General features: G+C 61.2%; 5 protein-coding genes and 1 pseudogene. All 6 read right to left on the reverse strand.

Annotated features, from left to right (window positions below):
* On the reverse strand, positions 1–435 hold a 435-nt coding region (locus tag ACHFFR_RS07450; protein WP_394263637.1), incomplete at its 3' end, for a GTP-binding protein.
* Between the two features lie 83 nt (positions 436–518).
* The gene (gene fusA, locus ACHFFR_RS07455; RefSeq protein WP_394263640.1) at positions 519–2,588 is read right to left on the reverse strand and encodes an elongation factor G; all 2,070 of its coding nucleotides are present in this window, start codon (positions 2,586–2,588) and stop codon (positions 519–521) included.
* Between the two features lie 111 nt (positions 2,589–2,699).
* Positions 2,700–3,170, reverse strand: a complete 471-nt coding sequence (gene rpsG, locus ACHFFR_RS07460) for a 30S ribosomal protein S7 (RefSeq protein WP_394263638.1) — start codon at positions 3,168–3,170, stop codon at positions 2,700–2,702.
* 1 nt (position 3,171) lies between these two features.
* The gene (rpsL, locus tag ACHFFR_RS07465; RefSeq protein WP_307682183.1) at positions 3,172–3,543 is read right to left on the reverse strand and encodes a 30S ribosomal protein S12; all 372 of its coding nucleotides are present in this window, start codon (positions 3,541–3,543) and stop codon (positions 3,172–3,174) included.
* Positions 3,544–3,899: 356 nt separating this feature from the next.
* Positions 3,900–7,874, reverse strand: a complete 3,975-nt coding sequence (rpoC, locus tag ACHFFR_RS07470) for a DNA-directed RNA polymerase subunit beta' (RefSeq protein ID WP_394263639.1) — start codon at positions 7,872–7,874, stop codon at positions 3,900–3,902.
* Between the two features lie 85 nt (positions 7,875–7,959).
* Positions 7,960–8,524, reverse strand: a pseudogene (locus ACHFFR_RS07475) (DNA-directed RNA polymerase subunit beta); the annotation flags it as partial.

Raw genomic sequence — 8,524 nt, forward strand, 5'->3', positions numbered from 1 at the left:
GTCGTCAACCATGTCGGACTTGTTCAGTGCGACGATGATGTCCGGCACGCCAACCTGGCGTGCGAGCAGGACGTGCTCGCGGGTCTGAGCCATCGGGCCGTCGGTCGCTGCGACAACGAGGATCGCACCGTCCATCTGAGCAGCGCCGGTGAACAAGTTCTTGATGTAGTCCGCGTGTCCAGGAGCGTCGACGTGAGCGTAGTGACGCTTATCGGTCTGGTACTCGACGTGCGAGACGTTGATGGTAATACCACGCTGACGCTCTTCTGGAGCGTTGTCAATGGTGTTGAAGTCGCGGCTCTCGTTGAGATCCGGGTACTTGTCCGCAAGAACCTTCGAGATGGCAGCGGTCGTCGTCGTCTTTCCGTGATCGACGTGACCGATGGTGCCGATGTTCATATGCGGCTTGGACTTGTCGTACTTGGCCTTGGCCACTTGCGCCCTCCTGGGACTAGATTTCTGAAGACTCGTTCACACGAATCTTACTGGTCTGTTGATTTCTTGTAAATTTTAGCGAATTACTCGCCGTGAGCTTTCTGGATGATCTCGTCCGAGACGTTCTTGGGAACCTCTTGGTACTTCGCGAACTGCATAGTGTACACGGCGCGACCCTGCGTCTTCGAACGCAGATCGCCAACGTACCCAAACATTTCGGAAAGCGGGACCAGAGCGCGAACGATCTTGACGCCGGTGGCGTCTTCCATCGATGCGATCTGGCCGCGACGTGAGTTGAGATCACCGATGACGTCGCCCATGTACTCCTCGGGAGTACGGACCTCGACATCCATGACCGGCTCAAGGATAACCGGCTTGGCGCGCTTGATGCCCTCGCGGAACACCATTTGGCCAGCGATCTTGAACGCCATCTCCGAGGAGTCGACGTCGTGGTAAGCGCCATCCTCAAGGGTGGCCTTCACGTTCACCATCGGGTAGCCAGCGAGGATACCGTTTTCCATTGCTGCCTCAATACCTTGAGACACCGACGGAATGTATTCACGCGGAACACGGCCACCAGTGACCGAATCGACGAACTCGTAGGTTTCGCCCTCTTCGTTCTCCGGGAGCGGCTCGAAGGTCACGATGACCTTTGCGAACTGACCCGAACCACCGGTCTGCTTCTTGTGGGTGTAGTCGACGGACTGCGCGGTACCGGTAATGGTCTCGCGGTAAGCAACCATCGGCGCACCAACGTTCGCGTCAACCTTGAATTCGCGCTTCATGCGGTCAACAAGGATGTCGAGGTGGAGCTCGCCCATACCGCCAATAACGGTCTGGCCGGACTCATCATCGAGGCGAACGGTGAACGTGGGATCCTCTTCGGCAAGCTTCTGAATAGCGGTGCCGAGCTTCTCCTGGTCAGCCTTCGACTTGGGCTCGATTGCCACGTGGATGACCGGGTCCGGGAACGTCATCGACTCGAGGAGAATCGGTGCGTCCTGAGCGGACAGGGAGTCGCCCGTCGTCGTGTCCTTCAGACCGATGACGGCGTAGATGTTACCTGCCGACGCCGACTCAACCGGCTGCTCCGTGTTGGAGTGCATCTGGAAGATCTTGGACACGCGCTCGCGCTTGCCCTTCGTGGCGTTCAGGATCTGTGCGCCGGCGTCGATCTTGCCCGAGTACACGCGAATGTAGGTCAGGCGGCCGAAGAACGGGTGCGCAGCAATCTTGAAGGCGAGAGCCGAGAACGGCTCGTCAACCGACGGCTTGCGGTGGAGTTCAATCGACTCGTCCTTGACGTCGGTGCCGAGCACGTATTCCACATCCGCCGGGGAGGGGAGGTAGTCGATCACGGCGTCAAGAACCGGCTGAACGCCGATGTTCTTGTAGGCAGAGCCGGCGTAGACCGGGAAAATCTCGCCGTCGATCGTCATGCGACGGATGACCTTCTTGAGCTCGGCGTTCGAGATGTCCTCGCCGCCGAGGTACTTCTCGAGAAGCTCCTCGTCGTTTTCCGCGACGGTCTCAACGAGCTCGTTGCGGTACTCCTCGGCCTTAGCCTCGAGTTCTGCCGGGATGTCCTCGGTGACGACGAGCGAGCCCATGGTCGGGTTGCCCTTGTCGTCCTGCGCCGGGAAGCGGTAGGCCTTCATCTCCATGACGTCGACGACGCCGGAGAGCTGGTCCTCGGATCCGATCGGGAATGCCATGACCAACGGGGTTGCCCTGAGGCGATCCTTGATGGTCTGGATGGCGTGATCGAAGTCGGCGCCCATCTTGTCCATCTTGTTGATGAAGCACACGCGCGGAACCTTGTACTTGTCAGCCTGACGCCACACGGTCTCGGACTGCGGCTCAACGCCTTCCTTGCCGTCGAACACTGCGACAGCGCCGTCGAGGACGCGCAGCGAGCGCTCAACCTCGACCGTGAAGTCCACGTGTCCGGGGGTGTCAATGATGTTGATCTGGTTTTGCTTCCAGAAGGTGGTCACGGCAGCCGACGTAATCGTAATGCCGCGCTCCTTCTCCTGCTCCATCCAGTCGGTCGTCGATGCGCCGTCGTGGGTTTCGCCGAGCTTGTAGTTCAAGCCCGTGTAGAACAGGATGCGCTCTGTTGTGGTGGTCTTACCGGCGTCAATATGCGCCATAATTCCAATGTTGCGAACCTTGCGAAGGTCCTTTTGTGGTTCATGTGCCACTGCTTAGTTTCCTTGTCCAGGCCGGTTGCGGCCTCATTGTAGACGGCGAGAGCGCCGAAATTACCAACGGTAGTGTGCGAAGGCGCGGTTGGCCTCGGCCATACGGTGGACATCTTCACGGCGGCGAACAGCGGCACCGAGGCCGTTGGACGCATCCATGATTTCGTTCTGGAGACGCTCGAGCATCGTGTTCTCACGGCGCTCACGCGAGTAGTCGACGAGCCAGCGAATTGCGAGTGCGTTTGCACGGTTCGGCTTGACTTCGGTCGGAACCTGGTAGGTCGCGCCACCGACACGGCGGGAGCGAACCTCGAGGGAGGGGCGAATGTTATCGAGAGCGCGCTTGAGCACCGTCAGGGCTTCCTGGCCGGTCTTCTCTTCGACGCCTGCGAGGGCGCCGTAAACGATGCGCTCGGCGGTCGACTTCTTGCCGTCACGAAGAACGCGGTTGATCACCTGGGTGACAACGGGCGAGCCGTGAACGGGATCGTTGACGAGTGGACGCTTACGAACTGGTCCTTTACGTGGCATCTTACTTCTCCTTCTTCGCACCGTACTTGGAGCGACCCTGACCGCGGGACTTCACGCCCTGCGTATCGAGTGCGCCACGGACAATGTGGTAGCGAACACCGGGCAGGTCCTTCACACGACCACCGCGAACGAGCACGATCGAGTGCTCCTGGAGGTTGTGGCCCTCGCCGGGGATGTATGCCGTGACTTCGATGCCCGTCGACAGACGAACACGAGCGACCTTACGAAGAGCAGAATTAGGCTTCTTCGGTGTAGTTGTGTAAACACGCGTGCACACACCTCGACGCTGCGGACTTCCCTTGAGGCCCGGAGTCGAGGAGGCTGCCGCCTTGTTTGAGCGGCCCTTGCGGACCAGCTGCTGAATAGTAGGCACTATTTCTCCTGTGTATGAGTTCAGATCGTCGAACTGCCCGCCTGTCCGGTTCGAACGTGCGAGAGGAAGGACACCGTACCTTCCTAGCGTCCGCGCGTCGTTTCAACTGCCGATGGCTATGAGCAACTTTGACCAATCGACAAAGCAACGTCGACCCACGGAACGGGCACCGTGTTATAGATTAACGGTTTCGCGCGCTGCATGTCCAAGATTGTGAGGTAAACGCTTCGTGGCGCTACCCACACTGTGCACTGCCTTTTATCTTTATACATTCCCGACGACGACGGTGCGCCAGTAGCGCCCGCATACGACGATGGGGCGGATAGCTGTGTGCTACCCGCCCCATCGTGTCCGTCTTAGAAGTTCAGCCCGTAGCCGTAGCCCATCGACGTGTCGTAGTCATCTACCGAGCCGTAGCCGTAGATGTCATCGAACGAGTCAAGGCCGGCGAACGTGTTGAGCTGCTCGTACTCCGAGCGCGCCTCCGCGGTGGGCTCCACCTTCGGCTTACGCAGCTGCTCCAGGCCGGTACCGGCCGGGATGAGCTTACCGAGGATGACGTTCTCCTTCAGGCCATCGAGCGGATCGCTCTTGGCGTTGAGCGCGGCCTCCGTGAGAACCTTCGTGGTCTCCTGGAAGGACGCGGCCGAGAGCCACGAGTCGGTGGCCAGCGAGGCCTTCGTGATACCCATGAGCTCGGGACGGCCAGAGGCGGGCTTGCCACCTTCTGCCATCGCGGCGCGGTTCGCGGTCTCAAACTGGGCCACGTCAACGAGCTCGCCCGGAAGCAGAGTCGTGGTGCCCGAGTCGAGGACCGTCACGCGGCGCAGCATCTGACGCACGATAACCTCAATGTGCTTATCGTGAATCTCAACGCCCTGCGAGCGGTACACTTCCTGAACCTCGTCAACCAGGTGCAGCTGAGCCGTACGGCGGCCGGAGATTCGCAGGACCTTCTTCGGGTCAACCGAACCTTCGACCAGCTGCTGGCCGACCTGGACGTGCGAGTTCTCGGGAACAAGCAGCTTGGCGCGCTTGCCTACCAGGTACGTCAAGTCCTCGTCGCCGTCGTCGCGCTTGATGATCAGGCGGCGCGAACGCTCGAGTTCCTCGGTCTCCAAGCGGCCCGATGCCTCGGCGATCGGAGCCTCGCCCTTGGGGGTACGAGCATCGAAGAGCTCCTGGACTCGCGGAAGACCCTGGGTAATATCCTCTGCGGATGCGGCGCCACCGGTGTGGAAGGTACGCATCGTCAGCTGGGTTCCAGGCTCACCAATCGACTGGGCGGCAACAATACCGACCGCCTCGCCGATGTCCACGAGCTTGCCGGTCGCGAGCGAACGGCCGTAGCACTTGGCGCAGGTGCCCACGCGCGAATCACACGTGAGGACCGAGCGAACGGTGATTTCGGTGATGCCGGCCTCAAGGAGTGCCTCGAGTGCAACATCGCCGATGTCGGTGCCGGCCGCAACGATGACGTTGCCCTCGCCGTCCTCGACATCCTTTGCCAGGGTGCGAGCGTAGACGGAGGTGTCGATCTCATCGGAGCGCAGGGCCTCAGCGGCCTCCCACTGCGCGGCGCTCACGTCAGCTTCGGTGACCTCTCGCTTGGCGCCGTCGACCTCGGCCAGACGAATCTGGTTGCCCTCGTCGTCGGTCAGGACGATCGACTTCTTCAGGCCGCGCGAGGTGCCACAGTCAGACTCGCGGACGATGACGTCCTGAGCCACGTCGACCAGACGACGCGTGAGGTAACCCGAATCAGCGGTACGAAGAGCCGTATCAGCCAGGCCCTTACGCGCGCCGTGGGTAGCCGTAAAGTACTCGAGCGCCGACAGGCCCTCGCGGTAGTTCGACTTGATCGGGCGAGGAATAATCTCACCCTTCGGGTCGGCCACGAGGCCACGCATGCCGGCAACCTGGCGAATCTGCATCCAGTTACCGCGTGCGCCCGACTGAACCATCTGGTTGATGTTGTTCAGATCGTCGAAGTTCTTACGCATCTCGTCTGCGACCTGATCGGTCACTTCCGTCCACAGCGCAACAAGATCGCGGCGACGATCCTCGTCGCGAATGTTGCCGTCCTGGAAGTCCTGCTCGATCTTCGCGGCGCGTTCCTCGGCGTCTTCAAGGATCTCGGCCTTCTTTTCAGGAGCGACGACGTCGGACACGGCGATCGTCACGCCCGAGCGGCCACCCCAGTAGAAACCGATTTCCTTCAGCGCGTCGAGCGACGCAGCGGCGTCGACCTTCGGGTAACGCTCGGCAAGCTCGTTGACGATGTTGCCCAGAACCTTCTTGTCCACCGTGCGGTTGACGTACGGGAAGGTGGTCGGAAGCGCATCGTTGAAGAATGCGCGGCCCAGCGTCGTCGTGAGCAGCACGTCGTCGCCCTCCTCGTAACCCTCCGGGGCCTGCCAGCCGCGCGGAAGAACGATCTCCTCGGCCTTCCAGCGAATGTGGCACGGAGCGTTGAGGTGGAGATCGCCAAGGTCGTGAGCCATCTCAGCCTCGGCAACCGAGGTGAAGTAGCGGCCAGCGCCAACCTCATCATCGCGCTGCGAGGTCAGGTGGTACAGACCAATCACCATGTCCTGCGAGGGGACGGTCACCGGGCGGCCATCCGACGGCTTGAGGATGTTGTTGGCCGAGAGCATGAGGATGCGAGCCTCTGCCTGAGCCTCAACCGACAGCGGCAGGTGGACTGCCATCTGATCGCCGTCGAAGTCAGCGTTGAACGCGGCACACACGAGCGGGTGAAGGCGGATGGCCTTACCCTCGATGAGCTGCGGCTCGAACGCCTGAATGCCGAGGCGGTGAAGCGTGGGTGCACGGTTCAGCAGAACCGGGTGCTCCTGAATGATCTCTTCGAGAACGTCGAAGACCTCGTCGCGCTGACGCTCGATCAGGCGCTTGGCAGCCTTGATGTTCTTCGCAAGCTCGAGATCCACGAGGCGCTTTTGCACGAAGGGCTTGAAAAGCTCGAGAGCCATCGTCTTGGGAAGACCACACTGGTGAAGCTTGAGGGTGGGGCCGATAACGATGACCGAACGGCCAGAGTAATCGACTCGCTTGCCCAGAAGGTTCTGGCGGAAACGACCCTGCTTGCCCTTGAGCATGTCCGAGATCGACTTCAGAGGGCGGTTGCCGGCGCCCTGAACGGGGCGGCCACGGCGGCCGTTGTCGAACAGCGCGTCAACAGACTCCTGCAGCATGCGCTTCTCGTTGTTGACCATGATCTCGGGCGCGTTCAGATCGAGCATGCGCTGGAGACGGTTGTTGCGGTTGATGACGCGGCGGTACAGATCGTTCAGATCCGACGTGGCGAAGCGGCCGCCGTCGAGCTGAACCATCGGGCGCAGATCCGGCGGAATCACCGGGATCGCGTCGAGAACCATCGCCTCGGGCGGGGTCTTCGAGTGCAGGAACGCGTTGACGACCTTGATGCGCTTGAGCGCGCGGGTCTTGCGCTGAGCCGTGCCGTTTTCGATCTGGTCAACGAGCAGTTCGTGCTCGGCCTGCAGATCGAAGGTGCGCAGGCGGCGCTGGATTGCCTCGGCGCCGCGGTATGCCGCGAAGTAGTCGCCCCAGCGGGTCTCCATCTCGCGGTAGGCGATTTCATCGCCCTCGAGGTCGCCGACCTTGAGCTTGGTGAACTTGTCCCAGATCTCCTCAAGCTCCTTGATGTCGTTCTCGTAGCGAGTACGAACGCGGCGTGTATCGGCCTGGAGCGAGCGCTTGATCTTCGCGATAGCCGAGGCGTCTTCGCCTGCGGCCTCAGCCTTGGCGAGCGTGTCTTCCTCTTCCTTCAGCGCGGCCTCAACAGCGGCGTCGCGCTCCTTTTCCAGGTTGTCGCGCTCGAGCTCGTACTCAGCGGTGAGGGTGGGCATGTCGTCGTGACGACGCTGCTCATCAACATCGGTGATCATGTAAGCCGCGAAGTAAATGACCTTCTCGAGGTCCTTCGGGGCGATGTCGAGCAGGTAGCCAAGGCGCGAGGGAACGCCCTTGAAGTACCAAATGTGCGTGACCGGAGCCGCGAGCTCGATGTGGCCCATGCGCTCACGGCGCACCTTGGCGCGCGTGACTTCAACGCCACAGCGCTCGCAGACGATGCCCTTGTAGCGCGGGCGCTTGTACTTTCCACAAGCACACTCCCAGTCGCGGGTGGGGCCAAAGATTTGCTCGCCGAAAAGGCCATCCTTTTCCGGCTTGAGCGTACGGTAGTTGATCGTTTCAGGCTTGGTGACTGTGCCATGCGACCATTCGCGCACGTCTTCGGACGTCGCGAGCGAGATCGACAGCTGGTCAAAAATATTGACGTCGAGCAAGATTCCTACTTCCTCAGTTCTTACGCCTTATTGCCATTCGCTAGCGGGGCGGCGGGCGCTCGCCGCCCCACTCGCGCTTAGATTGTTAGAAGTCTGCGCCAGTCTCGAGGTCTTCGAGGCCGGTGGTGATGCCCGCGGACTGCGGGGAACGGAAGGCGTCTTCGTCCGAGTCCTGCAACGAGATGGCATTGCCACCCGCGTCGAGGGCTTCGACGTTCAGGCACAGCGAGCGCATTTCCTGAACGAGGACCTTGAAGGACTCCGGCAGACCAGGCTCAGGGACGTTATCGCCCTTGACGATGGCCTCGTAGACCTTGACGCGTCCAACCGTGTCGTCAGACTTGATCGTCAGCATCTCCTGAAGGGTGTGCGCGGCGCCGTACGCTTCGAGCGCCCACACTTCCATCTCACCAAAGCGCTGACCGCCGAACTGTGCCTTACCACCGAGCGGCTGCTGGGTGACCATCGAGTATGGGCCAGTCGAGCGCGCGTGGATCTTGTCATCCACTAGGTGGTGCAGCTTCAGCATGTACATGTAGCCAACCGAGACCGGGTCCGGGAACGGATCGCCGGTGCGGCCGTCAAACAGACGAGCCTTGCCGGTGCCGTCAACCAGACGGTCGCCGTCGCGGTTGGTGTTCGTGACGTCG

The sequence above is a fragment of the Trueperella sp. genome (genome assembly GCF_043424875.1).
Lineage (GTDB): Bacteria > Actinomycetota > Actinomycetes > Actinomycetales > Actinomycetaceae > Trueperella.